The 24455-nt window shown below is 38.2% G+C and carries 25 protein-coding genes and 2 pseudogenes; 9 read left to right on the forward strand and 18 right to left on the reverse strand.

Annotation, left to right across the window (positions count from 1 at the left end; genetic code table 11):
• Positions 1-290: 290 nt before the first annotated feature.
• Together guaA and coaA are read right to left on the reverse strand one after the other, a co-directional pair.
• A pseudogene (gene guaA, locus ACQV2S_RS07580) lies at positions 291-1217 on the reverse strand (glutamine-hydrolyzing GMP synthase); the annotation flags it as partial.
• Positions 1218-1409: 192 nt separating this feature from the next.
• Positions 1410-2357 carry a type I pantothenate kinase gene (gene coaA / locus ACQV2S_RS07585; protein WP_428873339.1) on the reverse strand — a complete coding sequence of 316 codons (948 nt, stop codon included), beginning with the start codon at positions 2355-2357 and terminating at the stop codon, positions 1410-1412.
• A gap of 160 nt (positions 2358-2517) precedes the next feature.
• Between coaA and mvk the strand changes: the two genes are divergently transcribed.
• The 4 genes from mvk to fni are packed head-to-tail and all read left to right on the forward strand — an operon-like array spanning position 2518 to position 6779.
• The gene (gene mvk / locus ACQV2S_RS07590) at positions 2518-3537 is read left to right on the forward strand and encodes a mevalonate kinase (RefSeq protein ID WP_428873337.1); all 1020 of its coding nucleotides are present in this window, start codon (positions 2518-2520) and stop codon (positions 3535-3537) included.
• Positions 3530-4528, forward strand: coding sequence for a diphosphomevalonate decarboxylase (mvaD, locus tag ACQV2S_RS07595; RefSeq protein ID WP_428875537.1), 999 nt, complete (start codon positions 3530-3532; stop codon positions 4526-4528). Before mvk ends, mvaD begins: the two co-directional genes overlap by 8 nt.
• 10 nt (positions 4529-4538) lie before the next feature.
• Positions 4539-5687, forward strand: a complete 1149-nt coding sequence (locus ACQV2S_RS07600; protein ID WP_428876171.1) for a phosphomevalonate kinase — start codon at positions 4539-4541, stop codon at positions 5685-5687.
• Positions 5688-5690: 3 nt separating this feature from the next.
• The gene (fni, locus tag ACQV2S_RS07605) at positions 5691-6779 is read left to right on the forward strand and encodes a type 2 isopentenyl-diphosphate Delta-isomerase (RefSeq protein WP_428875535.1); all 1089 of its coding nucleotides are present in this window, start codon (positions 5691-5693) and stop codon (positions 6777-6779) included.
• Between the two features lie 106 nt (positions 6780-6885).
• Here fni and ACQV2S_RS07610 read toward each other — a convergent pair whose 3' ends face one another.
• From ACQV2S_RS07610 to ACQV2S_RS07620, 3 genes and pseudogenes are all read right to left on the reverse strand, one after another.
• Positions 6886-8325: an RNA-binding domain-containing protein gene (locus ACQV2S_RS07610; RefSeq protein WP_428873333.1), complete on the reverse strand. Its 1440-nt coding sequence runs from the start codon at positions 8323-8325 to the stop codon at positions 6886-6888.
• Positions 8315-8530, reverse strand: a complete 216-nt coding sequence (locus tag ACQV2S_RS07615) for an AbrB/MazE/SpoVT family DNA-binding domain-containing protein (protein WP_428873331.1) — start codon at positions 8528-8530, stop codon at positions 8315-8317. Before ACQV2S_RS07615 ends, ACQV2S_RS07610 begins: the two co-directional genes overlap by 11 nt.
• 25 nt (positions 8531-8555) lie before the next feature.
• Positions 8556-8809: pseudogene (locus ACQV2S_RS07620) on the reverse strand (DNA cytosine methyltransferase); the annotation flags it as partial.
• A 297-nt stretch (positions 8810-9106) separates the two neighbouring features.
• Here ACQV2S_RS07620 and pyrF point away from each other — a divergent pair.
• Genes pyrF through ACQV2S_RS07635 form a run of 3 tightly spaced genes read left to right on the forward strand, consistent with a single transcriptional unit; the run spans position 9107 to position 11801 of the window.
• Entirely contained in the window at positions 9107-9844 is a 738-nt protein-coding gene (gene pyrF / locus ACQV2S_RS07625; RefSeq protein WP_428876586.1) for an orotidine-5'-phosphate decarboxylase, read from the forward strand.
• A 9-nt stretch (positions 9845-9853) separates the two neighbouring features.
• Positions 9854-10507: an orotate phosphoribosyltransferase gene (pyrE, locus tag ACQV2S_RS07630; RefSeq protein WP_428873329.1), complete on the forward strand. Its 654-nt coding sequence runs from the start codon at positions 9854-9856 to the stop codon at positions 10505-10507.
• Positions 10508-10559: 52 nt separating this feature from the next.
• Complete coding sequence (locus ACQV2S_RS07635; RefSeq protein ID WP_428876584.1) at positions 10560-11801, forward strand: MFS transporter; 1242 nt, start codon at positions 10560-10562, stop codon at positions 11799-11801.
• 98 nt (positions 11802-11899) lie between these two features.
• Here ACQV2S_RS07635 and ACQV2S_RS07640 read toward each other — a convergent pair whose 3' ends face one another.
• Genes ACQV2S_RS07640 through ACQV2S_RS07655 form a run of 4 tightly spaced genes read right to left on the reverse strand, consistent with a single transcriptional unit; the run spans position 11900 to position 15059 of the window.
• Positions 11900-12454: an ECF transporter S component gene (locus tag ACQV2S_RS07640; RefSeq protein ID WP_428875110.1), complete on the reverse strand. Its 555-nt coding sequence runs from the start codon at positions 12452-12454 to the stop codon at positions 11900-11902.
• 25 nt (positions 12455-12479) lie between these two features.
• On the reverse strand, positions 12480-13778 hold the full coding sequence (locus ACQV2S_RS07645) for a pyrimidine-nucleoside phosphorylase (RefSeq protein ID WP_428875108.1): 1299 nt from the start codon (positions 13776-13778) through the stop codon (positions 12480-12482).
• 22 nt (positions 13779-13800) lie between these two features.
• Positions 13801-14496, reverse strand: a complete 696-nt coding sequence (gene rpiA / locus ACQV2S_RS07650; RefSeq protein WP_428875107.1) for a ribose-5-phosphate isomerase RpiA — start codon at positions 14494-14496, stop codon at positions 13801-13803.
• A gap of 17 nt (positions 14497-14513) precedes the next feature.
• Entirely contained in the window at positions 14514-15059 is a 546-nt protein-coding gene (locus tag ACQV2S_RS07655) for a flavodoxin domain-containing protein (RefSeq protein ID WP_428873323.1), read from the reverse strand.
• A 151-nt stretch (positions 15060-15210) separates the two neighbouring features.
• Between ACQV2S_RS07655 and ACQV2S_RS07660 the strand changes: the two genes are divergently transcribed.
• Entirely contained in the window at positions 15211-15888 is a 678-nt protein-coding gene (locus ACQV2S_RS07660; protein WP_428873321.1) for a CpXC domain-containing protein, read from the forward strand.
• 108 nt (positions 15889-15996) lie between these two features.
• Here the strand turns inward: ACQV2S_RS07660 and ACQV2S_RS07665 are convergent, their stop codons facing one another.
• From ACQV2S_RS07665 to tsaE, 9 genes are all read right to left on the reverse strand, one after another.
• Positions 15997-16953, reverse strand: coding sequence for a glycosyltransferase family 2 protein (locus ACQV2S_RS07665; protein ID WP_428873320.1), 957 nt, complete (start codon positions 16951-16953; stop codon positions 15997-15999).
• 219 nt (positions 16954-17172) lie between these two features.
• Positions 17173-17562 (reverse strand): hypothetical protein, encoded by a 390-nt coding sequence (locus ACQV2S_RS07670; protein ID WP_428875106.1) that lies wholly within the window; start codon positions 17560-17562, stop codon positions 17173-17175.
• A 110-nt stretch (positions 17563-17672) separates the two neighbouring features.
• Positions 17673-18749 (reverse strand): ABC transporter substrate-binding protein, encoded by a 1077-nt coding sequence (locus ACQV2S_RS07675; protein WP_428875105.1) that lies wholly within the window; start codon positions 18747-18749, stop codon positions 17673-17675.
• Positions 18750-18751: 2 nt separating this feature from the next.
• The gene (locus tag ACQV2S_RS07680) at positions 18752-19576 is read right to left on the reverse strand and encodes an ABC transporter permease (RefSeq protein ID WP_428873316.1); all 825 of its coding nucleotides are present in this window, start codon (positions 19574-19576) and stop codon (positions 18752-18754) included.
• On the reverse strand, positions 19569-20387 hold the full coding sequence (locus ACQV2S_RS07685; protein ID WP_428873315.1) for an ABC transporter permease: 819 nt from the start codon (positions 20385-20387) through the stop codon (positions 19569-19571). The genes ACQV2S_RS07680 and ACQV2S_RS07685 overlap by 8 nt, the downstream gene beginning before the upstream one ends.
• Positions 20374-21483: an ABC transporter ATP-binding protein gene (locus tag ACQV2S_RS07690; RefSeq protein WP_428875104.1), complete on the reverse strand. Its 1110-nt coding sequence runs from the start codon at positions 21481-21483 to the stop codon at positions 20374-20376. Before ACQV2S_RS07690 ends, ACQV2S_RS07685 begins: the two co-directional genes overlap by 14 nt.
• A 179-nt stretch (positions 21484-21662) precedes the next feature.
• On the reverse strand, positions 21663-22562 hold the full coding sequence (gene murB / locus ACQV2S_RS07695; RefSeq protein WP_428882154.1) for a UDP-N-acetylmuramate dehydrogenase: 900 nt from the start codon (positions 22560-22562) through the stop codon (positions 21663-21665).
• A gap of 85 nt (positions 22563-22647) precedes the next feature.
• Positions 22648-23211, reverse strand: coding sequence for an N-acetyltransferase family protein (locus tag ACQV2S_RS07700; protein ID WP_428873310.1), 564 nt, complete (start codon positions 23209-23211; stop codon positions 22648-22650).
• 3 nt (positions 23212-23214) lie between these two features.
• The gene (gene tsaE, locus ACQV2S_RS07705; protein ID WP_428873309.1) at positions 23215-23703 is read right to left on the reverse strand and encodes a tRNA (adenosine(37)-N6)-threonylcarbamoyltransferase complex ATPase subunit type 1 TsaE; all 489 of its coding nucleotides are present in this window, start codon (positions 23701-23703) and stop codon (positions 23215-23217) included.
• 124 nt (positions 23704-23827) lie between these two features.
• Between tsaE and ACQV2S_RS07710 the strand changes: the two genes are divergently transcribed.
• A complete protein-coding gene (locus tag ACQV2S_RS07710; RefSeq protein WP_428873308.1) occupies positions 23828-24367 on the forward strand; it encodes a DUF4430 domain-containing protein in 540 nt (179 codons plus the stop codon).
• Positions 24368-24455 lie beyond the last annotated feature (88 nt).

Consider the following 24455-nt stretch of genomic DNA (forward strand, 5'->3'; position numbering starts at 1 on the left):
TATCAAGATTATATGTGTCAGGAAGAAAAGAAAAGGAGACCAAGCAACCGTTAATGGCTTAATCTCCTTAGATAGCATAACCCTATTTGACATAGAGCCAAAATCAAAAGACTAGTTACTAACTCGCCTCTTACCTCAATCAGGGGTTTGTTCTTTAACTAGTCTTTTATTTTCTTCTATTATTCTTTATTCCCAGTGGTTAGCCACTATTTATAGCATCAAAATCGTATCATGAACCACTCGTACCCTTAGAGTAGTTAGTAAAATCAAGGGTTACAAAATCTCGGGACCTATTCCCACTCAATCGTTCCTGTCGGTTTTGGTGTGAAGTCATAAAGTACACGACTCACGCCTGGCACTTCGTGGGTAATGCGATCAACAATCTGTTGCATAAGATCGAATGGAATGTTTTCGACGGTTGCTGTCATTGCATCTTTGGTATTGACAGCACGCACAATGACTGGCCAATCGTAAGTACGCTTACCGTCTTTGATACCAGTTGATTTAAAATCAGGTACCACGGTAAAATACTGCCATACTTTTTCAGCCAGACCGTTCTTAGCAAATTCTTCGCGTAAAATTGCATCTGATTCTCTGACTGCTTCTAAACGGTCACGAGTAATTTCGCCCAAACAACGAACGCCTAAACCTGGTCCTGGGAAGGGTTGACGGTAGACCATCTCATGAGGGAGTCCCAAAGTTTCACCAACTATACGCACTTCATCCTTGAAGAGAATTCGCACAGGTTCTACTAATTCAAAGTTCATGTCTTCTGGTAAACCCCCCGCATTGTGGTGAGCTTTGATGCCGTCTTCACTTTCTAAAATATCGGGCCAGATAGTTCCTTGAGCTAAGAAGTCTACGCCTTCTAACTTGCGCGCTTCTTCAGCAAAAACTTCGATAAATTCATTACCGATAATCATCCGCTTTTCTTCAGGATCAGTTACGCCTTCTAATTTCGTTAAGAAGCGCTCCACACTATCTGAATAAATTAAGTTGGCATCCATTTGGTTTTTAAAGACTTCAACCACTTGTTCTGGCTCGCCTTTACGCAATAAGCCATGATTGACATGGACACAGATTAATTGTTTGCCAATGGCTTTAATTAATAATGCAGCTACTACAGAGGAATCCACGCCTCCCGATAATGCTAATAGAACTTTCTTGTCGCCTACTTGTTCTCTGATTAAGGAAATTTGTTCTTCAATAAATTTCTCAGCCATCTCTGGGCTTGAAATACGCTCCATAGCTTCAGGTCTTCTTACTTCTACCATTGTATTCCTCCTAAATTTTATCTCTTGCGTTTATTCTATCATGCTTCAGCGAATGAAAGTATGTTTTTACAAGTTTTTATTCGGAATTTATCCTTTTTGTTCGCCTTTTAAATCTATTCGGCCAAAAGATAAGTTTTAGTATTTTTTAACGTGAATATGGTCGATATAGTGATTAACCGACTTATGCAAGACCACATCCGCTCGTGAACGAGTTGGCTTAATATGTTGGATTAAGTTAGGCAAGTTGATGGTAAACCAAACATTATCTGCATAAGCGATGGCTTCTTCTCGACTCATATTACTCATTTTATGATAATAATTAGAAGAATCTGTTTTCGCCATTTGTAAGTGAACCAAGAATCGCTCAACAAACCACTTATGGATTAGTTCTTGTTCAGCATCCATATAGATCGAAAAATCAAAGAAATCACTGACATAGATTTGTTGATTGGAAGGAAGTTGCAAAACATTAATCCCTTCCACAATTAAAATGTCCGGATTATTGATGATTTGATACTGACCTTTGACAATGTCATAACATAGATGGGAATAGGTCGGTACTGAGAAAGGAGAAGTCTGCGTCTTAATATGAGTCATAAATTCTAAGAGTAAGGACATATCATAGGACTCTGGAAAACCTTTACGGTGTAGCATCCCTCTTTGTTCTAGAACCTCATTTGGATAGAGAAAACCATCGGTAGTGATTAACTCCACTTTCCGTTTAGGGAAGGTTTCACTTAGCAATTGATGGAGCAAACGAGCCGTCGTTGATTTGCCAACAGCTACTGAACCTGAAATTCCAATGATGAAAGGCACCTTGCGGTATGCAAATGGGTCCACTTCCCCCATGGCAAAAAATTCCTGTTTAGCCATATTGTATTTCATGGTATGTTGAAAATCTGCTTCAATATAATGTAATAACGGACCATAAATTTCTCTAACATCTGTTTGCGTCAAACGGTCTTGGAGCGACACTAAACTAGCCAGCTCATCAATCGGTAAAATCTCTAAATTTTCCGATTGGAAAGCTTGCCATTCTTTACGATTATAGGTGGCATAATAATCGTTCATTGCAAAATACATATCTTCCTCCTACTGAAGTCTCATAATGAATTAATACAAACTTCTTGTAATATGTGTTAAAATACTCCAATGAAACAGTATTTTTTAATGGTTAATTTGGCTCTTATTTTAGCATAAGCGCTACCATTAATATATATCTTTTACAGAAAGGAGCTAGTTCATGAACCATTCATTCGGTAAACCTCATTATTCTTTGAAATCAACTTCAAGCAAAAAAAATAAGCTGGGCCTTGGATTTGCTCATTCTAAAATTATTTTAATGGGTGAACATGCCGTGGTTTATGACTATCCGGCCATTGCCATTCCTTTCAAACCCTGTCAGGTAAAAGTCCAAGTGACACCTTCTGCTTACGCTTATTCAACCATTGACTGTCCTTATTATAAGGGAGCTTTTGAACAAGCACCGGATCATTTAAATAATTTAAAGATGGCTTTAAAACTAACCTTAGACTCCAAACAACTACCCAAAAGACCACTTCATATTGAAATTCTATCTGAAATACCACAAGAGCGTGGTATGGGATCTTCAGCAGCTGTTTCTGTGGCTTTAATTCGAGCGGTTTGTGACTATTATGGTAAGACCATCAAGGATTATCACTTACGCATGATTACAAATGAAGCAGAAGTGATTGCCCATCAATCGACATCGGGGATAGATACCCTAGTAACTTCTTCCAATCGATCTATTATATACTGTAAGAGTCAGCAAGCTCGTGATTTTGATTTGGACTTAGAAGCTTATCTAGTAGTGGCTGATTCCGGTCAAGTTGGCCAGACCAAATTAGCTGTCAATCACGTTGCCCAACTAAGACAAAGTAAGGCTAGCTTTGTTAATGGCGCTATGGAAACGATTGGTTTTTTTGTGCGTCAAGCCTTCCTAGCGATTCGTAAAAAAGATCCACTTGAACTGGGTCGTTTAATGACTTACAACCACTATTATCTCAACCAATTAGGTGTTTCCAACCCTTCCCTTGACCACATCGTCAATGCCGCTTGGTTAGCTGGCGCTTTAGGAGCTAAATTAACCGGTGGTGGCATGGGCGGTTGCGTGATTGCCTTGGCTAAAGATCAAACTCATGCCCAAATGATTGCTGAATCGATGGAACAAGCCGGTGCAGAAAAAACATGGCTACTTAACCTTTCAAAAGCAGAACAAGCAAAGGAGTCACATCATGACTAAAGATTTTATTGCTAATTTTCAAGCCCATACTAATATTGCTTTAATCAAGTATTGGGGCAAACGCAATCAAGACTTGATGTTGCCAGTTACCTCTAGCCTTTCTTTAACGCTAGAGGCTTTTTATACGCAAACACAAGTGCATTTTTCTAAGAGTTATGACGAGGATCAATTTATCCTAAATGATCAAACTCAATCTATCCAAGAGCGGCAAAAGATTTCGCGCTTTTTAGACCCGTTTCGTCAAATCAAGAACACGGATTTAAAAGCACGAGTAATTAGTTACAACCACGTCCCCACTGCAGCAGGTCTAGCTTCATCGGCCTCAGCCTTTGCTGCTTTAGCCTGTGCCTGTAATGAGGCCTTAAATCTCAATCTATCTCAAGAAGAACTTTCAATCATGGCCCGCTTTGGTTCAGGCTCTGCCTCTCGCTCTTTATTTGGCGGCTTTGTGGAATGGGAAAAAGGACAAGGTGAGGACTCTCAATCGAGTTTTGCTCGTGCTTTTGATGATGCCGATTGGGACATTGGCATGATTGCTTTAGTAGTCAATCATAAGGCTAAAAAGTTTTCCAGCCGTCAAGCCATGCAACACACCATTGAAACTTCGCCTTTCTACGCTTTATGGGCAGAGGAAGTAGCTAAAGATTTAGCATTAATTAAGGCAGCCATTAAGGCTAGAGATATTCAAAAAATCGGTCAAATCACTGAACATAATGCCATGAAGATGCATGCAACCATGTTGGCAGCTAATCCAAGCTTTAGCTACTTTCAAGCGGAATCCTTAAAGGCCATGGAAGCCGTTCGCCAACTGAGAAAGACTGGCTTAACTGCCTACTTTACCATGGATGCGGGACCGAATGTTAAAATCATCTGTCCCTACAGTCAAATTCCTGCCATTCAAGAAAAGTTGAGGCAAGACTTTCACCCGCAAACAATTATTGTCTCTCGCCCCGGACCTCAACCCTTCTCAATTCCGCTTATTAATCATTAGGAGGATCGTCATGAATCCTAAGCATTGCCTTCAATCATCACAAACTCAAACCATAAAAATCCCTGGCAAACTCTATATTGCTGGTGAATACGCTGTTTTGGCGCCTAAGCAAGCAGCTATCTTGATTGCGGTCGACCAGTACCTTGAGCTGACAATCCGTCAAAGGACTAAGAAAGGCTGGCTGATTGAAAACCATCAAGGAGGCTATGCGCCCCTTTGCTTAGAAACAGATGATTCGCACTTGAGAGTTGCAGAAGACTATTCCCTAGAAGAAGATCAACTGGACCAGTGGCGTTACGTGATAGAAGCAGCTAAGGTGACCCACACCTTCTTACAAGAATCGAACTTTAATAGTCGAAACTTTCATTTACACATTCGATCACAACTATTAAGTGACTCGGGTAAAAAATACGGTCTAGGCTCTAGCGGTGCCGTAACAGTCGGTACCATCCAAGCTATACTTAACTTTCACAAAATCAAGCTTTCAGCTGAGAGGCTCTACCGCCTAGCCGTTATCAGTCAACTGCGTCTAGGAGCTTCTGGTAGCTTTGGCGATATCGCTGCTAACGCTTTTGGTGGTTGGACCTATTATATGGCACCTGATCGCAAGCTTTTAAAAGAAATGATCGCTAACGCTCCTTCGATTACGGCTTTATTAAAGCAAGAATGGCCAGATTTAATAATTGAAAACTTAGCCGTTTCTAAAGACTTGCAAGTCCTGATTGGCTGGACTCAGCATACGGCTTCTACCGACAATTTGGTCAAACAATTAAAAGACCAAATATCTGCTCAGCCACAAGCTTTCCAAGCCTTTATAGATCAAGCCCCTGCAGTCGTTCGTCAATTAAAAGATGGACTAATTAATAATCAAGCAGACCTGATCCAACAAGCCATCAGTAATTACCGTAACTTACTACTTGGCTTAGGTAAGGCTTATAACCTATCCATTGAAACGGCTGCTTTAAATCAGCTGATTGAAATTGGTAATCAACATGGCTATGCTAGCAAGAGTTCAGGGGCTGGTGGTGGAGATTGCGGTATTGCCTTAGGTTATGATATAAATACCAAGGAGAGCATTCTCAAGCAATGGAAAGTTCAAGGAATTGTGCCCCTAAATCTTCAAGTGGCCCCACAATCAAGCTCAGAAAGGATTGAATAGATAATGACTTCTTCTTTATCGACCAATCGTAAAGATGACCACCTGCGTTATGCTTTAGACCAACAAAAGACTAGAAAAAATAATTCCTTTGATGACGTCCGTTTTGTCCACCATTCACTGGGTCGTCTTCATATCCATCAAATTGATTTATCCACTCAATGGGCAGGTAAAAAACATTCTTTACCTTTTTATATAAATGCTATGACAGGTGGCAGTCCTAAAACAAAAAGTTACAATCAGCATTTAGCCCAAGTTGCTGCAAGTACTGGTTTAACCATGGCGGTCGGCTCTATTTCAGCTGCCCTTAAAGACCCTCAAGTGGCTGATTCCTTTACCATTATTCGTCAAATGAATCCCCAAGGCTTTATCTTAGCCAACCTGGGAGCCCATCATGATCTGGAAAATGCCAAAAGAGCCGTCGACTTAGTTCAAGCCGATGCCTTACAGATTCATTTAAATACCGCTCAAGAGGTTGTAATGCCAGAGGGGGATCGTGATTTTTCAAACTGGAAAGAAAACATTCAAAAAATCGTTGATGACCTAGGGGTGCCTGTTATTGTTAAAGAAGTTGGCTTTGGTATGAGTCAAGAGACCCTTCAAGAACTAAAGGAATTAGGGGTCCAAACGGTGGACCTAGGTGGACGTGGTGGCACCAACTTTGTTCAGATTGAAAATCAGCGCAATGACCAGCTAGACTTTTCAAGCTTGACCAACTGGGGGCAAACCAGTGTAGAAGCTTTGCTAGAATCGCTGAATTTTCAAGATCAAATCAACATTTTAGCTTCGGGTGGTATCCGCGACTTTTTAGACATCGTCAAAGCTTTAGCTTTGGGCGCTAAAAGTTGTGGGATTGCAGGCAAATTTCTGCATTCGGTGGACCAATTAGGTGTTGATGCGACCGTTGATTGGGTAGGTGATTGGGCCTCAGCCCTTAAACGAACCTTACTCCTCCTATCGTGTCAATCAATTGAAGATTTGCGCAAAACAGATTTAATCCTCAGTGGCGAAAGTTACCATTGGGCTACAGCCAGACAGCTTGATGTCAACGCTCTTGCCCAACGCAGTCGAAAAAGCGAAACTTTCAAGACTTAATTTTTTTAATGTTTATTTTTGTTAGACGCTAAGACATAAGCATGCCCATTTTAGAAGCACCTTGTGTAACATATGTTTGACAACTCTAGAGTTTTCTTAATAGTTTTTATTCGTCTAATTCCCAATATCCATTATTACCACTTCCAATATATCTTAGGTTTTCTATTTCTTTAATTCGTCTTTCAATAGTTTTTTCACTTACACCAGCTTGTTCAGCTATTTCTTTTCTTGTTATCTTATTGTTAGCTCTTATCTTATCTATAATAAAGTCTATTAAATCTTCCTTGGACTGAACGACATCGTGAGCGTCACCGTGAACGACATCGTGAGCGTCACCGTGAACGACAGTCTCCCCACCCACTTTTTTCGTGGCAATTTCCTTAAGAGGAATGATGGTTTTAAAAATATCTCCTTCTTCAAAAACAGGTTCGGCTCCTGAATAAAGTTTTGCGTATTTATAGGTGTTTCTCATACCAGAGCCTAGTTCATCAGCAATTCCAATTTCTCGAAAGACTTTTGATATAGGTGGGTTTTTTGGAAAGGGTTTAAATCTTTTTATATCCAAAACACCTAAACCATGGGCTAGATTACTATTTTCAACTAAGATTTTTTCATCATCTATAATCATCTTGGCTGGAAAGCCACTAGAATAATCCCTATGGGCTAGGGTGTTGGATATTATCTCCCTTAAAATCATATCTCTTGCATTAACATTTAAAGTCCCGTCTAGAACAAATAAATCATTTAGATGTTTTTGCCCAAAGGCTAAAAGTCGATCATAGGAATCAATGAGGTTGGTTATCACCACATCTCGATCATCATAACGGTCTTTATTTACAACTCGAAAGATGGCATCTGTCTTATGTTGAGGTAAAACAGACATAATAGTAGAATCCTTCCCAAATAAAAGGATTCCTGCCAAAGTAATCCCCTCTTGGTTACTTTCAGGGTCAAGCAAGATTAAATTGGTGCTTCTTAAGAGTTCTTCATTATCCATGGTATCCCATAGGTGGTTTTGATTACGACTTAGGGCTTTTGTCCTAGCCTTGTTTATGACTTCTTCATCTAAATGCTCTAAACCTATCTTGGGATAGACCTTATTTACAAAATAAGACCCTTGCTTTCTAGCATAGAGTTTGTAAACCTGTTCTGACTGGTCTGTGATGTTGATATCTCCTTCATGTGACCTGTCCCAAATTCGCCCATTATGCCTACATACTTGAGAGCCTCTTGGTACTCTGATATAAATTAAGGTCTTACCATCGATATCCATTGTTTTGGGAACTAAATAAAGGGGTGGATTTATTTTTTGAGGATTATTGATGGCAGTCGTAAAATCCTTGATGATCTTATCAACTTTTCCTGGATTGACACCAATCATTTCTCGATTATCTTTTACCCCTAAGATGATGTAACCACCATCTCGGTTATTAAAGGCACAGACAGAGTTAAAGACATCCTTATTCAAGTCATTTTTAGCTTCCTTGAATTCAACATTTATGGTTTCTCCCTTATGAATTAGTTCTAGTATCTCATCAGGACTCATCTTCTTCCCCTCTGCTTTCTTCTTTTATCATATTTTCTTCATAGGCTAACAAATAATCCTTAGAGTTTATTATTTGAACCTTTCCTTGATTGACTAGAAAGCTAACTCGATCACCAGGAGCAATTCCCATAAGATCCCTTACTGCCTTTGGAATCGTCACCTGTCCCTTAGCCATTACCTTTGCATTTTCAATAAAATTATCCATTAGATCCCTCCTACTTTTCCTACTTTTAATTATACTGAATATATAACAAAAAAAACAAGAAGGTCTTATTGTTCATTAGCTTTATTTTTTCTTGTTTAACTATCTCATTTACTATGACTTCCAATACATCTACCACAATTGAATTACCAGCTTGTTTATATAAAATACTTGAAGTGCATTTTTTCTTCTTGGATGGGTCTTTTCAAGTATATCTATATCCTTATCATCAAATCCCATTAATCTTAAACATTCTCTTTCTGTTAAATACCTAAATTTTCCCTCCTATCCTTTTCATCATTTATTATAGTGGATAGTGGGACATTTTGATTTGTGTTCTCTTGAGACATTATCATTTACGTTTAACACATAATTATTTTAATGTTTATTTTCCTATTGACAATTCCTTTGATTCATTTTATACTCTTAACAATTTGAAACGATCGCTTTAAACATGTTCAGAGAAGCATGAAAGAAGATCCACACCCTGAGTATGCCTTTGGGCATGCTTTTATGGATATATCTTTTATGCCTAACCGAATATGTGGTTAGGCGTTTTTTATTAGAAAGGTGGACTTTATGGAACTCAATCCTCAACTACCCATTATTGCGCTTGATTTTGCCAGTGATCAAGAAATCTTAGACTTTTTAAAGCTTTTACCCCAAGGTCCCCATAATATAAAAATAGGCATGGAAGTTTTCTATTTGGGAGGCCCTCAACTTTTAGAAACCATTTCCAGTCAGGGTCATGCTGTTTTTCTTGACCTTAAACTCCATGACATCCCTAACACCGTGATGAGATCCATGCGAATTCTCGCTCAATTGGGTGTAGCCATGGTTAATGTCCATGCGGCAGGTGGACTTAAAATGATGGAAGCAGCCAAAGAAGGTCTGATACAAGGGACACCTTCTGGTCAAAAAGAACCCCTTTTGATTGCAGTCACTCAACTGACTTCTACTTCTAACCAACAAGTGGAAGAAGAACAACTGATTACTGCCGGTTTAGAAACTTCAACCTTACACTATGCCAAATTAAGTCACCAAGCAGGCCTTGACGGTGTAGTTTGCTCACCCCATGAAGCTAAGGCGATCAAAGAGGTCACTCATACTAACTTCCTAACGGTTACACCAGGAATACGCCCACAAACGATAAATTGTACGGATGACCAGCACCGTATCGCTGATGTCCAAACTGCTGTTAAAAATCTCAGTGATTATCTCGTGATTGGTCGTCCAATTACCCAGGCAGATAATCCAAAAGCGGCTTACATGGACATAGTTGAAAAAATAGCTGAAGCACAAAAATTATTAAAATAGGAGGTCATCATGGAAAACGTTCATCAAACCAGCAGTAAAGAAAAGATTGCTAATATCCTCTTGGATATTGAAGCAGTTAAAATCAGCTTAGATCCCCCTTTTACCTGGTCAAGCGGTTTAAAATCACCCATTTATTGTGATAACCGCCTAATTATTAGCCATCCGCAAAGCCGGCAGCTTTTAATTGAAGCTATGGTAGCAGCCGTTAAAGAAAACTTTGCACAGGTCGAAGTGATCGCGGGTACAGCTACTGCTGGTATTCCTCACGCTGCTTTCTTGGCACAAGAATTAAACTTACCAATGATTTATGTGCGGTCTAGTCCTAAAGGACACGGCATGCACAATCAAATTGAAGGCCACTTAAATCCAGGACAAAAAGTCCTAATGATTGAAGACTTGATTTCAACCGGTGGGAGCGTCATTAAAGCGGCTCACGCCGTTCAAAATGCTGGTGGTCAAGTGATTGGGGCCCTAGCTATCTTTAATTACTTATTAGATGCCGGTCGTCAAAATTTTGCTAAAGAATCTTTCCCGCTAGTCACCTTGAGTGATTATGCCACTCTGATCGATACGGTTACCCAAAAACCTGATTTTGCAAGTCATAAGCAAAGCTTAGCCAATTGGTACAAAGATCCTCAAGCTTGGAGTCAAGCTTTTAACTAAAGTCAAAATATTAATTAAAAAAGTCCGTGAACTTTTATTAAGGAGAGTTGTTATGAAAACTATAAATTATGATCGTCGTGCCCTCATTACTTCAATGATTGCCTCTGGTTTAGATGATGTCAATGTGATGTTTTTGGCCTTTTCCCTATCCTCTATTATTGCTGATTTGAATATTTCCTCTACTCAAGCCGGTTGGATTGGAACCATTACTAACTTCGGAATGCTGTTTGGGGGACTTGTCTTTGGGGTCTTAGCAGACCGCTATAACAAATATAAAGTATTAAAATGGACCGTCGCAATTTTTTCTGCAGCCACAGCCCTTATCTTCTTTAGTCAAAGCATCAATAGCCTTTTAGCTTTACGCTTCTTAGCTGGTATTGGAGTTGGTGGTGAGTACGGTGTTGCCTTAGCAATCATGGCGGGTATTGTACCAAGCAACAAAATGGGTCGTATCTCCTCACTGAATGGTGTCATGGGACAAATCGGTTCGATTACATCCGCTGTTTTAGCCAGCTTAATTGCACCCGTCTTTGGTTGGAGAGGACTTTTCGCTCTAGGTGTTCTGCCGTTAATCTTAGTGGCTTACATGCACTTTATGATTAAAGAAGATCAAATCACTGATCGTGGTAGCCAGAAAGTCGACCGTCAACAAGCAGGTAAAATCTCTGACCTCTTCAAAACACCTGCTCTAGCCCATCAAACCATTGCTTTAATGGTGATGACTTCTGTTCAAATTGCTGGTTACTTTGGAATGATGAACTGGTTACCAACTATGATGCAAGGTAAATTAGGGATCAGCCTGGGTAACTCTAACCTTTGGATGATTACTACTATTGTAGGAATGTCGATCGGTATGTTAGTCTTCGGTTATTTTCTAGATATGTTTGGTCCACGTTTAGTTTATGGCATTTTCCTCATCCTATCAGCTATCTCGGTTTTCGCTTTTACTTATGTCCATTCTGCCTTAAGCCTTTTACTTGGCGGTGCTTTAATGGGCTTCTTTGTTAATGGAATGTTTGCCGGCTATGGCGCTATGGTTACGCGCTTATACCCCCTTCAAGTCAGAGCAGTAGCTAATAACATCATTTTAAATGTTGGTCGTGCAATCGGTGGTTTCTCTTCTCTCATCATTGGAATGATTTTAGAAAACTATGCGATGCGTGCAGTTATGTTTTTCCTAGCCAGTCTATATATTATATCCTTCTGCTTTATGATTTCGATTAAAAACCTCAAGCAAGAGAGATATCAAACCATCCATACAAACAGCCCTGCACTTGAACCAGCTAAAGTTTAAGACAATTTAGTAAAGCCCTCGACTTAAAGCGTCGAGGGCCATTAAATTTTACCAATTAAAAAGGTTCAGCCTTAAAGACTGAACCCCAAGTGGTAAATTTACTCACCAATTGTATGATAGCGTTGGAAAATTTTCTTTAAAGGGAAATATAAAACTGGCACTAAAATTGCTGTAACAAGTCCTGTAAAAAGACTGGCTGGCATGGCTGAAATCGCCATCGCAATTGCTGCAGAAGATGTGGCTCCTAAGATCATTTGATTGATAATATGCTTACCAAAGATTAATACAATCTTAGTTAATGCTCCTACGATTCCTAATGTCACAATATGACTCATACTATCCTTTTTATGGAAGAATTTATTATATATGAATGAGACCATAATCAAAACCAAGAGGTTTTCTAAAAGGGTAAAATGAACGACATAGAAATAACCATTCAAGCTATCAAAGAGGAAAAGCCCTATTAAAGCAGCAGCCGTACCACGTTTGAACCCCATTAGTAAAACTGCTAAAATCACCAAGGCATTCCCTGGATGAACAAAAGAATTAGAGATGGCGGATGGCATCGGGACACGGATAAAGGTAATCGCAGCGATGATTAAAGCAGCATAAATCCCGATTTGAACATACTTAAACGTTTTGTTATTTGACATAGTAACTTCCTTCTTCTTGCGTATTTTAATCAATTGTTTTATAAATTAAAGGTAATTCTTTAGCTGTATCAGCGATTTGAATAGCTTGGTCTAGTCGCTTCAAGCAGTCATCAATATCTTCCCGATTGGAATGGATGATTGCGAGTGGATCTCCTTCTTGAACAGGATCTCCTACCTTAGCTTTTAAGACAATGCCTACTACTGGATCAATTTCATCTTCTTTAACCGCACGACCCGCTCCTAAAACCATCGCTGCTTCACCCACTAAATCGGCTACCCAGTGACTAACTACACCTGATTTTTTAGCTAAATACGGAATTTGATACTTGGCTTTACCTAATTGTTCCGGATTATCAATGAATGAAGCATCTCCTCCTTGAATCTCAATAAATTCACGGAATTTTTCTAAGGCTGCTCCTGAGTCAATCTGCGCTTGCAACATTTCAATACCTTCTGGCAAACTTTTTACTTTCTCAGCAGACAAGAGCATTTGTGCTCCAAGATTCAGACAAAGCTCCGTTAGATCTTGCGGACCTTTACCTTTTAAGGTTTCCACAGCTTCATTGACCTCTAAGGTATTACCAATTGCAAAGCCTAATGGCTGATCCATATTAGATAAGATGGCTACTGTTTTACGACCTAAATGATTGCCTATTTCAACCATGGTGTTGGCCAACTCTTCGGCCATCTCGATTGTCTTCATAAAGGCGCCATCGCCTACTTTTACATCTAGGACAATTGCATCAGCACCCGAAGCAATTTTCTTAGACATAATGGAAGAAGCAATTAAAGGAATAGACTGGACAGTAGAAGTGACATCTCTTAAAGCATACAGCTTTTTATCAGCTGGGGTTAAATCGCCAGTTTGTCCGACCACGGCCACTTGGTGTTGGTTTACTTGAGCAATAAAGGCAGCTTCAGCGATTTCAAAATTAAAGCCCTTGATTGTTTCAAGTTTATCCAGCGTACCACCCGTATGGCCTAAACCACGCCCTGACATCTTAGCCACCGGAACACCACAAGAAGCTACTAAGGGAGCTAGGACTAGAGTGGTTGTATCTCCAACACCTCCGGTCGAATGTTTATCTACTTTGATGCCTTTGATAGCAGAGAGATCGATCTGATCGCCTGATTCAACCATAGCCATGGTCAAATAACTAACTTCTTTAGCATTCATGCCATTAAAGTAAACTGCCATATTCAAGGCGGCCATTTGGTAATCAGGAATTTCTCCCTTAGTAAATCCGTTAATAATATATTGGATTTCAGCTTGGGTCAATGCTTGATTTTCTTGTTTTTTATGGATTAAATCTACCATTCTCATACTTCATCATCCTTAATATTGTCTAATTTACTTCACCACTACGTTCGATTTTAATAATTTCTCCATCAGCTTGGGCAACCAGAATGATATCGGCATAATTTAAGAAAAGGCCATGCTCAACTACTCCAACCTTAGATTTAATCTCGGCTGCCAACACTTGGGGATTAGGAATCTCTTCTAAATGGAGGTCAATGATATAATTGCCGGAATCGGTAATGAAAAGCCTGTCATCTTCAATTCTTCTAAAGCTTGGTTTCATCCCAGCGCTTTTAAAAGCATCATAAACTTTCCATGAGCCAAAGCGAACTACTTCTACTGGAAGAGGAAATTTCCCTAATTGGTTAACTAATTTACTCTCATCCATAATCCAAATAATCTTATCACTGTTTTCAGCAATAATTTTTTCATGCAAAAGCGCACCACCACCGCCTTTAATACCGGCGAATTGACGAGTTGTTTCGTCCGCTCCATCTACTAACAGATCGATGCGATTGACATCTTCAATTTCTTTTAAGGGTAAGCCTAATTTTAAAGCCTGTTCAGAAGAGCGATCAGAAGTAGAGACTGTTAAAATATTATTGAGTTCTCCTGCTTGGAAACGGCGTCCTAGCTCTTCAATAAACCAATATGCCGTTGAGCCAGTCCCTAATCCGACCACCATACCATCTTCAACATAAGAGGCTGCATATTTGCCCACTCGTTTTTTTGCTTCTTCCATCTTATTCGATTCCTCCATTATCCAATGTATTGTACAATTTCACGTATATACTCTACCATATTCGCTATTTGCTTTAAATCCTCTTTTTCAGCCGTTCCTCCATGATAATCCAACAAATGCCATTCCTCGGGGCCCAAAATCACATCATCCAGGCTAGTGCCTGGTTGACGCTTCATTCTTTTGGAAGCTAAGTACATTAAAGAAAAGCGCTTAGAGGCAATTCGACCACGATAATGAAAGGTTGCTAATTGTTGATAGACTCTAGCTGTAAAGGTTTCTTTTAATAGTTTCGTAAAGTTGGTAAGATTTGGGGTAGAAATGCCCACAGTGAATAAGACCCAACTCGGTTCGCGGTAGCGATTCATCAACTGATTAATCAAAGTCGACTTAAAAATCCTTCCGGAGAAAACAAAGGTGCCTACAATAATTAAATCATAGTGGTTCAAAGTAGTTCGATCAACCTCACTTAAAGCTACCATCGGAAAGTCAAAGACTCTTTGGAGGGCTCTAGCATAAATTAAGGTAGATCCATAAGGTGATTCATAAATAATTAAACTTTTCATATATTCCCCCCTCTATACCTATTACTTTAGCTATTATAGCACAGTTTAAGACAATGTGTTAATCGCTTACAAGATTATATTAATGATTCTTTCGCATCTTTCCTCATTTTTGATATACTAGAATTATTAATCCGATAAAGGAGGCAATTGAATGCCACAAACAATCCACTTAGAGTGTCCAGTATGCCAAGCTAAGCAGGAACATATCATCGAAACTGCTATCAATAGTCAAAAACACCCCGAATTAAAACAACAACTATTAGAAGGTCAGCTTCTAGCCTTTGAATGCGATCAATGTGGGGCCAAAAGACAAATAGAAACTCAAATTCTCTATCATGATCCAAAACTCAAGCTTTTGATATATTTAGCACCTAATTTTAAAGAAAATCGCGAAAAAATATTAAAAGGTCTTAGCTTAATGACAGCTGAGGAAGGGATTGATATTAGTGATTATCATTTAAGAGTTGTAACTTCAGCCCCTCAACTGATTGAAAAAATCCAGATTTTTGATCGAGGATTTAATGATCAGGTAATGGAAGTTGTAAAAGTATTAACAGATGGCCTATTTGCTCAACAAGAACCGAATCGAAAAGTACTTAACCGCTTCTTTATTCACAAAGATAATCAAGATAAATTCCTTTATCTTACAGAAGATGAGCAGCTTATGGTTGATTACCATCCATCGCTTACAGACTTCATTCTTGATAAGTTTGCTAAAGAATTAAAAAACGATTATCTCGGGCAATTTATTATGGTGGACTATGAATGGGCAAGCAATATTGCCAATCACCAACCCGGACCAGGTCAGCCAATGTTAGATGAAGAATAGGTCTTATCACCATTCCCCAACAATTTACACACTCAAATCAAGAACAGCCTACACAAGCATGTGCAGGCTGTTCTTTTATATTATCAGACTCATTTTTAAATAATTATCCTAGTCATCTTCTTCAAAAAGCTTCTCTTCTCTCACCAAATATATAGGTCGTCGTTTATCTTCGGTAAAAATTTTAGAAATGTACTTGCCAATAATACCTAAGCATAAAAATTGAAAGCCACCCATAAATAATATTAATAAGGCCAAGAGACTGATCGCAGAAGCGCTTACTTGATAAAGTAAAAAAGCCACTAGTAAGTAGATACCCCAAACCAAAGCTGTGCCAATACTGAAAAGACCTAAGAAACTAGCAATTGTTAATGGAAAGTCCGAAAAAGAAATTAAGCCATCGATAGCATAATCGAACAAACTTCTAAATGACCATGAGGATTGACCAGCAATGCGTTTAATATTAGGGTATTCTAAATATTTCACTTTAAAACCAACCCATGAGAAAATCCCTTTTGAAAAGCGATTATACTCACCCATAGATACAACGGCATCTACGACTTGTGCCTTCATCAAACGATAATCTCGCGTACCTTCTGCTAACTCAAGGCGCGAAATTAAATTATTCAATTTGTAAAAAAGGCGGGCAAAAAAAGAACGAACAACTGGTTCGCCTTCTCTAGAAGTCCTTCTGGTTGCTACCACATCGACATTTGGATCTAGAATCATTCGATACATATCTACTAACATCATCGGTGGATCTTGTAAATCCGCATCCATAATTGCAACATACTCACCTTTGGCGTGTTTCAAGCCGGCATAAAGACCTGCTTCTTTACCAAAATTGCGTGAAAAAGATAGGTATTCAATGCTGTCTGGATATTGCTGAACCACTTCTTTAATAGCATTTAGGGTTTGATCGGTTGACCCATCATCTATTAATAGTAATTCAATTTCAACTTCTTTTAGGTCTTTTTGAACTTTTAAAATTGCCTCAATAAACGGCTGGATTGTCTTTTGTTCATTATAACAAGGAACAACAACAGTCATTACATTTTTTCTAACCAAAAAGATTCCTCATTTCTTAATACTTGCTAATTAAATTTGCAAGTCACTTGTCCTATTATTATATATCAAATTCACATCAAACTGTCTATTATTAAAATTTTTTCATAAAACAGTCGATCCCACGGTGCCCTTTCAAAAAAATAAACTTAAACACCCATAAATAAATTAGTGTTTAAGTTTATTGTTAAAGATTAAAACCATCTTAATTGCTAAGAACAGTTAGATGTTTTTAAGTGATGGCTGACTCAACTCTTTGGCTTCAATGGAATACTCGAACAACCACTCGCACTTGGGTATGGGGTCCGCTAATTTAAATACTAAGATCCACTCACCTGATGGAAGAATGCCTGGACGTGTTCCACTGCTTGATTCTAACTCATCAATACTTAGAATAATCCGTCGACCTTGACAAACATTTTGAATATCGATTCTTAAATTATAGTGTGAATCATAAGCCATTAATGAGTCAATCGCATAATCCCCCAGATAGATATTGAATTCAAACACTAAATAACTAATAGTAGCTGGAAGCTCTAAGCGTTCAATGATAAAAGAAGCTGATGGGTCTTCATAATCTTTAATAGTTAACCGCTTATTAACAAGTTGCAAAACGATCTCTCCCTTCCAATCATAAATCCTTAATAAGTTTAACCGTTGATTATGAATTTTGTAGCCTATTTACTGTTAAGTTTATGTAAATTTATACTCTCAATAAAGAATTAGCGCGGTTCTAATTTAATACGTAAATATTCATCATTATATTCGATCAATTTTTCTTGACCAAGGTTACGATAAATTTCTAAATGATCAATAATTTCTTGCGGAGGATAAAAGGCCGGATCGGCAATTACTTCTGGATCCATTAAATCAATGGCATCCTTATTAGGGGTAGCGTATCCAATATATTCAGCATTTCTAGCTGCTATATCTGGGCGCATCAAGAAATCCATTAAAGCGTGTGCACCTTCGAGATTTTTTGCACCTTTAGGAATGGCCAAGGTATCAAACCAAATGTTAGACCCTTCTTTCGGAACCATATAGGCTAAATTTTCATTGTCATACATAGCCATGGCAGCTTCGCCTGAATAAGTAACGGCTATTGGGGCTTCTCCGATTGTCGCATACATTTTAATTTCATCTGCAAGTAAAGCCAGGATATTAGGCATTAATTGTTTCATCTTTTGAGTGGCCTTAGCAATAAGTTCACTATCTGTTTCATTAAGTGAATGCCCTTCTGATTGCAGACCAATCCCAATCACTTCACGGGCGCCATCAATTATCATAATCTTATTACGATATTCTTCTCGCCAAAGGTCATTCCAACTGGTAATTTCGTCTTCCGCAATTTGACTGCTATCATAAAGAATACCTAAAGTACCCCAAAAATATGGCACTGAATATTGATTGCCTCGATCAAAAGGCTGGTCCATAAATTCTTCATCAATATGTTTGAGATTAGGTAAGCGTTTATGATCAATTTTTTCTAATAAATCCATTTCCATCATTGTTTCTACCATGTATTCACTCGGCCCAATTAAATCATAATTGGTACCAGCTTGTTGAATTTTTGTGAGCATGGCCTCATTAGAATCAAAGGTTTCATAAACTACCACATAACCCGTTTCTTCTTCAAACTCATCGATTAAATCAGGATCAATATAATCGCCCCAATTATAAAAATTGACAATATTACTCTCACCCGTTAATCCTTGACTAGATTGTAGGTAGTAACGCCCAACAAACATCAAAGCCACTGCAAGTAGAATGGCAATCATTACTTTTACTAATGCTTTCATTACTAACCTCCTCTAGCTTGACGCATTTTAAGTGCTGCTTTTCGCTGTTCTCCGACCCTGAGCGTGTAATAGCCAAAGACTAAAAGTAAAGCTAACAAGAACATTAAAGTAGAGAGCGCATTAATTTCCAAGCTTACCCCTGTTCTAGCACGTGAATATACCTCAACTGATAACGTTGAGAAACCATTCCCAGTTATAAAGAAAGTAACAGCAAAATCATCTAAGGAATAGGTGAAAGCCATGAAGTAACCGGCTAAAACACCACTTTTAATGGAAGGTAAAATAATTCTTGATAGAATCTGATTCTGGTTGGCTCCCAAGTCTTGAGCCGCCGTAATCATGGCTGGATTCATTTCATAAAGTCTTGGTAAGACCATTAAAACCACTATCGGCACATTAAATGCAATATGTGATAACAAAACAGTGGTGAAGCCAAATTCAAACTTTAATAAGAATGAAAACATCAAGAGAAAGCTAGCTCCCATCATGACATCGGGTGTAACCATTAAGACTGAATTTAGATTAAGAATAGCTTGACGACTACGATTAGAACGATAGTAATAAATAGCTATCGCTCCTAGAGTGCCAATGATGGTTGCAATTAAAGCGGATAAAAGAGCGATAATAAAGGTGTTTAAGATGAAGGTCATCAGACGTTTATCTTCAAAAAGGGTTTGATAATGCTCTAGCGTAAAACCAGAAAAGTTAGTCATGTCTCCACCAGCATTAAAGGAATAAAACATTAAATAAATCAAAGGTGCGTACATTAATAAAAAGACAAACGCAATATAAAGGGTAGAACCCATTCTTTTTTTAGTTTTATGCATCTTGACCACCTCCTGCCTTAGAACGATCCCTAGTAGTAAATAGAATGATGAACATAATCAACATTAAAACTACACCGATGGTTGATCCCATCCCCCAATCCTGGGTCACTAAGAAATGCTGCTCAACAGCCGTACCTAAAGTGATTACACGGTTTCCTCCAATTAAGCGGGTAAGCATAAAAAGAGAAAGAGAAGGAATGAAGACCGCTTGGACACCCGAGCGCACTCCTCTCAGTGATAAAGGAAAAATCACACGCCGAATGATGGTCATCTTAGATGCTCCCAAGTCATAGGCCGCTTCTAATAGACTGGGTTGAATCTCATTGATTGAGTTGAAAATCGGCAAGAACATAAAAGGCAACTCAATATAAGCTGCTACTAGAAGGAAGGAAACATCAGTAAACAGCAACTGTTGTCTACCGAAACCAAGCGCTTCAAAGAAATTATTTAAAGGACCCGAATTACCTAAGATGCCTATGAAGGCATAGGTTTTAAGCAATAAATTAATCCATGTTGGTAAAATAATCAGCATCAACCACAAGTCTTTATTTTTGCTTTTAGAAAGAATATAAGCTAGTGGGTAGGCTAATAAAAAAGTGAATAAAGTTACAAGAAAGGCATACCAAAAGGAAGACAGAGTCATTCGGATATATTCCATTGAAGTGAAAAAATGCTGGTAGTTAGCTAGGGTAAATTGTCCATCAATGCCTATAAATGACCGTTGAAAAAGCACTAGTAAGGGAGTAATCACAAAGATGGCTAGCCATAAATAATAGGGGATAGCCAACAAATGAATATTAGTCTTCTTCATTTTCCCCCTCCTCATATTGCTCTAAACGAGCGTCAAATTCCTCCTCTGTTTCATTAAATCTCATAACATGAATTTCATCCGGACCAATTTGCAAGCCGATTTTTTGTCCAATATCAACCTTCTCTGTTGTGTGAATCATCCATTCGTTTTGCTCATCATCATAGGCAATAATTTCATTGAACATCCCTCTAAAGAGCATAGTATCAACTGTTGCGTTAATCTGGCCCTGATTAGGAGCAGTGATTTTTACATCTTCTGGTCGAATAACAACCTCTACTGCTTCGCCTTTAGGAATCCCTGCATCCTCACAATCGAATTCATGACCGACAAATTTAACCCGGTAATCAGCCATCATGGTTGCATCAATAATATTTGATTCTCCAATAAAGTCAGCAACGTATCGATTAATCGGCTCATCATAAATATCTGAAGGCGTACCCGATTGCACAATTTCTCCTCTATCCATAACAAAAATCCAATCAGACATAGCTAAAGCTTCTTCTTGATCATGTGTGACAAAAACGAAAGTAATCCCTAGACGCTGTTGTAATTCACGTAATTCATACTGCATATCGGTTCTTAATTTTAAGTCTAAAGCTGATAAGGGCTCATCTAAAAGTAGAACGTCCGGCTCATTGACCAGTGCGCGTGCAATCGCTACCCTTTGTTTTTGACCACCTGACATTTCATTAATATTTCGTTCTTCATACCCATCTAACCGCACCTGCTTAAGCGCAGCTTGAACTTTGTTTTTAATGATTTGTTTGTCAACATTTTTGACAGATAAACCAAAGGCAATATTATCAAAAACATTCATATGTGGAAAAAGTGCATAATCTTGAAAAACGGTATTAACTTTACGTTTATTAGCAGGAATGTTAGTTACTTCATTTCCTTCAATCGATACTGTCCCTTCACTTGCTTGAGTAAAGCCTGCGATAATTCTTAAAATTGTTGTTTTACCGCATCCTGATGGTCCAAGCAAAGTATAAAACTGTCCTTGTTCCAACTCCATATTAATATTTTTTAATACCATTTGATCATCAAAGTGCTTTGAAACGTTCTTTAACTCGACACTTAGTAATGCTTCACTCATGCTTGACACCCTCTTTTGTATTTTTTGAAGGAAACCTTCCGCCCGATTATATCATGTTATACTCACGCTTTGTAAGTTAGATTTTAAAATAAAAATCGACAAACATTAATATTCAGTAATCTATCTGTAAACATTAAAAAAGCCACATGTGCACATGTGACTCCTAATCTATAAATAAATTATTCGACATCCTCACCAATAATACGGACTTCTGTTTCTAGACGTACTTGGTTCTTTTCCCAAATAGTTGCTTGGATAAAAGCAATTAAGTCAGTATAGTTTGTTGCCGTTGCATTATCCACATTGACAATAAAGCCTGCATGCTTCTTAGACACTTCAGCTCCACCGATACGATAGCCCTGTAGACCAGCATCTTGGATTAACTTCCCTGTATAATAACCTTCAGGTCTCTTGAAAACAGATCCACATGAAGGATATTCTAAAGGCTGCTTGGATTGGCGTAAATGTGTTAGATGATCCATTTCTTCTTCTATATGTGCAAAGTCACCAGCTTGCAATTTAAAACGAACAGATAAAATCAAATCATTTTGCTCTTGAAAAACAGAATGGCGATAAGAAAAATGACAGTCTGGATTTTTAAAGGTTTTAATTAAGCCATCACGACTGATTACATCGACTTCATCAATGACATCTTTGACTTCTCCGCCATAGGCCCCCGCATTCATATAAACAGCCCCACCGATCGAGCCTGGTATACCACAAGCAAACTCCAGGCCTGTAAGTGAATGTTCGAGCGCTAAGTGAGTTAGTTTAATCAATGACGCCCCTGATTCCGCTTCAAGGATGTTAGAATCGATGCGTCGCATCGACTTCATCTCAGTCATCATGATGACAACGCCACGAATGCCACCATCTTTTACTATTAAGTTGGAAGCATTACCTAAAACCGTTAAATCTAACGGCTGATTTTTTACATAGTTCACAATGGTTTCCACTTGAAAGCGATCATGAGGAAAGACCAAATAATCTGCCTTACCACCTGTTTTTGTATAAGTATATTTTGATAGAGGCTCATCTTTTAATATTTTGATGTTAGGAAATTTTTCTAGTAAATTCATTTTATTTTCCCCTTCAGTATAATCGTCATTCCATTCTAGTTAAAAGGATGTCACTTGTAAAGTGGCATCCTTTTATGTAAGCGATTTACGCAAGATTTTTTTCCATAGTATAGACATCGTAATAAAAATGACCATGTCTTAAACGCTGACTTAAAGTTCCTTTGATATCAAATCCAAACGATTTATAAAGTCGGACAGCCCGTTGATTTTCAGTGACCACTTCTAAAGTTAAAATTTTTAAATCAACTTTTTTGGCAAAATCAATTAATTCTTGCACAATCATTTTGCCAATTCCATAGCCCCAATATTCTTTCACAATCGATACTCCTATTTCAGCGATATGGTCTTGCTTGTGACTTGAGAAATTAGCTAAATTACCGATTCCAATAACTTGATCGTCAACTTCAATAATTAATAATAATGATTTTTTAGCCAACAGGTAGTTTCGAATCAATTCTTTTTCTTGCTGAACATCCAGAGATAATCCTTCAGGTCCGGTTGTAAGATAATTGGTATCTTTACCGATATGTCTCATTAATCCTAAAATGGCGCGAGCATCTTTGACTTGGGCTTGACGAATTGACAGTTGAATCTCTTCTTCGACCATTTCGACTTGTTTTTCTTGGTCTGGATTTTCTCGATAAGACATTGTTTAATCGCCCCTTTCTATATGATCTCTAAACTTTTGAAAGATGATTTGATGCTTATTATCTGCTTGTGGCGATAAACTTATTTCTATTTGACGTTGGTTTTGATCCAATAATTTGAAAGCTATCTCTATATGACTTTTCGGTAAATAATCTGTAATAAATTGTGGCCATTCAACCAGACAAATAGACTGTTGATCGAAAAACAAATCAAAATCAACAGTATCCGCTCCACCTTCTTCTAAGCGATATGCATCAATATGGACCACTCGCTCAGCTACTTGCTGAAGTTCATATTCTTTAACTATGGTATAAGTCGGACTTTTAATGGCTCTATCAATTCCTAAAGAACGCCCAAAAGCCTGAGTAAAAGCTGTTTTCCCCGATCCCAATGGACCTGAAAGCAAAATAAGACTTCCTGGTTGAATGACTTTAGCTAATATTTTAGCCAGGCTTTTTGTATCCTCTAAGTTATGACTTGTAAAGTTTATCATCTTTTTTCCCCATTCACTTGCTGATAGATTAAGTATAACGAAGATTCCGGCAAACATCGAATTATTTGACTTTAGAGGTGATTATTGCTAATTTTATAGTAATAGAAAACGAGGAGGTCAGTTGATGAAAAAAATACTACAAATATCCACAGCACTTATCTTAACCGTTTTTTTAGGCGCTTGCGATATGTTGCCTGGAAATGATAAAGCAAAGGTAGAAAATGCCCCTACCGAAGAGGTTACTACTAATGAAGAAGAAAAAACAGATACTACCATGGCTGCTGAAGAAACCACAATGGAAGAAACTACTGTTGAAACAGCTGCTAATGATGCTGAGGGACTAGAAGGTACTGCAACAATCATTATTAACCAAGAATCGGGAGCCCCTCTTGAATATGAAGTAAATAATATCGGTGGTGTGAGTGTTCTAGAGGCTATGTCTGCGATTGAAGAGTTAGAATTCAACTTCAATGAAGATGAAGGTGTTGTTGATATTATTGATGGTGTAGAGAATGACTACGCTCCAAACACTTGGGTGTATTTAATTAACAAGCAATTTGCCGAGCTGGGTGTTGTTTCTCAAAAATTAGAAGACGGTGATGAAATCGAATGGTATTATGGTACTATCGATGATATTCCTGTTACAATTATTCCAGCAGAATAATCAAAAAAGCTATTAAATGCTATAAATGTAAGAAAGGGGCTGTATCATAAGTCCATTTTTGCTATAACCTTTAAAATAAGACCCGAGA

Origin of the sequence: Facklamia sp. P13064 (assembly GCF_050409425.1) — a bacterium.
Taxonomy (GTDB): Bacteria; Bacillota; Bacilli; order Lactobacillales; family Aerococcaceae; genus Facklamia.

Excerpts from the sequence above, each read along its gene's own strand:
- coaA (WP_428873339.1), bottom strand. The coding sequence starts at position 2,357 with ATGTATTTTGCAATGAACGATTATTATGCCACCTATAATCGTAAAGAA.
- mvk (WP_428873337.1), top strand. The coding sequence starts at position 2,518 with ATGAACCATTCATTCGGTAAACCTCATTATTCTTTGAAATCAACTTCA.
- mvaD (WP_428875537.1), top strand. The coding sequence starts at position 3,530 with ATGACTAAAGATTTTATTGCTAATTTTCAAGCCCATACTAATATTGCT.
- ACQV2S_RS07600 (WP_428876171.1), top strand. The coding sequence starts at position 4,539 with ATGAATCCTAAGCATTGCCTTCAATCATCACAAACTCAAACCATAAAA.
- fni (WP_428875535.1), top strand. The coding sequence starts at position 5,691 with ATGACTTCTTCTTTATCGACCAATCGTAAAGATGACCACCTGCGTTAT.
- ACQV2S_RS07610 (WP_428873333.1), bottom strand. The coding sequence starts at position 8,325 with ATGAGTCCTGATGAGATACTAGAACTAATTCATAAGGGAGAAACCATA.
- ACQV2S_RS07615 (WP_428873331.1), bottom strand. The coding sequence starts at position 8,530 with ATGGATAATTTTATTGAAAATGCAAAGGTAATGGCTAAGGGACAGGTG.
- pyrF (WP_428876586.1), top strand. The coding sequence starts at position 9,107 with ATGGAACTCAATCCTCAACTACCCATTATTGCGCTTGATTTTGCCAGT.
- pyrE (WP_428873329.1), top strand. The coding sequence starts at position 9,854 with ATGGAAAACGTTCATCAAACCAGCAGTAAAGAAAAGATTGCTAATATC.
- ACQV2S_RS07635 (WP_428876584.1), top strand. The coding sequence starts at position 10,560 with ATGAAAACTATAAATTATGATCGTCGTGCCCTCATTACTTCAATGATT.
- ACQV2S_RS07640 (WP_428875110.1), bottom strand. The coding sequence starts at position 12,454 with ATGTCAAATAACAAAACGTTTAAGTATGTTCAAATCGGGATTTATGCT.
- ACQV2S_RS07645 (WP_428875108.1), bottom strand. The coding sequence starts at position 13,778 with ATGAGAATGGTAGATTTAATCCATAAAAAACAAGAAAATCAAGCATTG.
- rpiA (WP_428875107.1), bottom strand. The coding sequence starts at position 14,496 with ATGGAAGAAGCAAAAAAACGAGTGGGCAAATATGCAGCCTCTTATGTT.
- ACQV2S_RS07655 (WP_428873323.1), bottom strand. The coding sequence starts at position 15,059 with ATGAAAAGTTTAATTATTTATGAATCACCTTATGGATCTACCTTAATT.
- ACQV2S_RS07660 (WP_428873321.1), top strand. The coding sequence starts at position 15,211 with ATGCCACAAACAATCCACTTAGAGTGTCCAGTATGCCAAGCTAAGCAG.
- ACQV2S_RS07675 (WP_428875105.1), bottom strand. The coding sequence starts at position 18,749 with ATGAAAGCATTAGTAAAAGTAATGATTGCCATTCTACTTGCAGTGGCT.
- ACQV2S_RS07680 (WP_428873316.1), bottom strand. The coding sequence starts at position 19,576 with ATGCATAAAACTAAAAAAAGAATGGGTTCTACCCTTTATATTGCGTTT.
- ACQV2S_RS07685 (WP_428873315.1), bottom strand. The coding sequence starts at position 20,387 with ATGAAGAAGACTAATATTCATTTGTTGGCTATCCCCTATTATTTATGG.
- ACQV2S_RS07690 (WP_428875104.1), bottom strand. The coding sequence starts at position 21,483 with ATGAGTGAAGCATTACTAAGTGTCGAGTTAAAGAACGTTTCAAAGCAC.
- murB (WP_428882154.1), bottom strand. The coding sequence starts at position 22,562 with ATGAATTTACTAGAAAAATTTCCTAACATCAAAATATTAAAAGATGAG.
- ACQV2S_RS07700 (WP_428873310.1), bottom strand. The coding sequence starts at position 23,211 with ATGTCTTATCGAGAAAATCCAGACCAAGAAAAACAAGTCGAAATGGTC.
- tsaE (WP_428873309.1), bottom strand. The coding sequence starts at position 23,703 with ATGATAAACTTTACAAGTCATAACTTAGAGGATACAAAAAGCCTGGCT.
- ACQV2S_RS07710 (WP_428873308.1), top strand. The coding sequence starts at position 23,828 with ATGAAAAAAATACTACAAATATCCACAGCACTTATCTTAACCGTTTTT.